The organism is Erysipelatoclostridium sp. AM42-17, from assembly GCF_003480255.1.
Taxonomy (GTDB): Bacteria; Bacillota_I; Bacilli_A; order Erysipelotrichales; family Coprobacillaceae; genus Faecalibacillus.
This window is the reverse complement of sequence record NZ_QUIN01000045.1, coordinates 1-1,766: the sequence shown is the minus strand read 5'-3', so window position 1 is coordinate 1,766 and position 1,766 is coordinate 1. Positions and strand designations below refer to the sequence as shown.

At 28.3% G+C, this 1,766-nt stretch carries 1 protein-coding gene; it reads right to left on the bottom strand.

What is annotated here, in order from left to right; translation table 11 throughout:
* Nucleotides 1-185: 185 nt before the first annotated feature.
* A complete protein-coding gene (locus DW911_RS10825) occupies nt 186-1,592 on the bottom strand; it encodes an ISL3 family transposase (protein WP_118434209.1) in 1,407 nt (468 codons plus the stop codon).
* Nucleotides 1,593-1,766 lie beyond the last annotated feature (174 nt).

Genomic DNA, 1,766 nt, shown 5'->3' with positions numbered 1-1,766 from the left:
GGGTAACCAAATAATTTAGGGGGAAAGCCAAATTATTTAGGGGACAACTTTAGGGGTTTTAAGAAAACCCTGTTGAAAGTTAGGGGGCACTTTAGGGGGCAACCTAAAAATCTCATAGAAAATAAGTTTAAAGGAACAATCAAATAGGTTGTTCCTTTCATTTTTGCCTAGATACATTTAATAAGTTATTTTTTAAATTTATACACTTCTTTTTTTGATTTAGGAGTGGCTAAAATAGGTTCTTTTTTCCTGTTAGCCCAAATTAATCTACTTCTTGCATATTCAAAATTGCTTAGTCCTCTTGAATTTCTTTTGAAATCTTTAGGAGTTCTATTATATCCTTCTATAGGTCCATTAGAGAGTCTTCTTTCATTTCCGTTACTATCAGTTATATAAATAAACGAATTGATAATTTCCCGTTTATGTTTTTTTAATAATTCAGAAAACTCTTTAAACATAGTTAATGTTGAATGAGAATAACAATCAATAATATTGCTTAAAAGATTATCTATTTTTTTTAGATCTTTTTCTTTGGTTTTATTAAATTCAATATATTTTTCTTTGAGACGTCTGATTTGTATAAGGTTATCATCCAATTGGAAAAACATTTTTTCATAGTCATAAGTATTTAAATAAGCTTTTAATTTGTGGTTGTATCTAACATTACTCTGATAGTCTATGTTTTCTACATTTTGTAATATCAGCCATTTAAAATTATTGAGCAGATAAACTTCTTTAGATGTTGGCATATTTTTAAAATCTATAGGTTTATTATTTTTTATACAAGTTTCTTCGTAAATTTTTTTATCTCTTACTTGAAATTTCTTTTTTTGGTCATTGATATAGTTATTTATCTTTCTTATGATCCAAGAAACGACGTGAAAGCTGTCAATAATAGCAATACTGTTAGGAAAGTAGCGTTTCGTATAGTTGATATAGGGATTGTACATGTCACAGATAAGGTATTTAACGTTTTTCCGTTCTTCCAATGGAATAGATAAAAAGTAAGCATTGGTTGTTTCTTCCCATCTGTTAGGGAGAATATCAATCGTTTCTAAAGAATCAAAATCCATGATAACCAATGCATAACGATGTTTATAGTCGATATCTAAAAATACTTCGTCGACAGAAATTATTTCAGTTAAAGGAAGACGTTTTATATTCAAATATTGGAGAAAAATATAATGTACGGAAGTATCGGAAATATTATATTTTCTAGCAACATCTGCGGTAGTAATATGTATATTCTTCATTTCGTTAAGAATCATATAGGGCGTAATATTAGATGACTGTTTATATTTACTGATAAAGTTAAACTGATCATTGAAGTAAAGATTACATTGAGGATTGGTACATCTCCATTTTCTTTGAGTTACAATAAGTTTTAATTGATAGCCATCTTGTAGGATAGGGTGATTTATTTTTCTAATGTATTTTCCTTTTGAATGCATTCTAGAAGAACAGGCAGGACAATATTCGACTTTGAGAGTTTTTTCTAAATAAATTTCTTTAGTATTTCCATCAATTAAAATCTTAGAGATAATAATGTCTTTATCTTCAATGTTTAAAAATTTCATGATATCATTATTCATATAGTTCCTTTCATAGTATCTAGACAATATCAATGATAAATGAACTATAAAAAGAAACAACAGCCAGAATTCTAGCTGTTGTTTTTCAATGGCAATTATTAGAAGTTTATCCCCCTAAAGTTGTCCCCTAAAGTAGACCCCCAAAGTTGAACCCCCTAAATTATTTGAATAGCC

Bases quoted from the DNA above. Each gene is read 5' to 3' on its own strand.
- DW911_RS10825 (WP_118434209.1), bottom strand. From the start codon at position 1,592: ATGAATAATGATATCATGAAATTTTTAAACATTGAAGATAAAGACATT.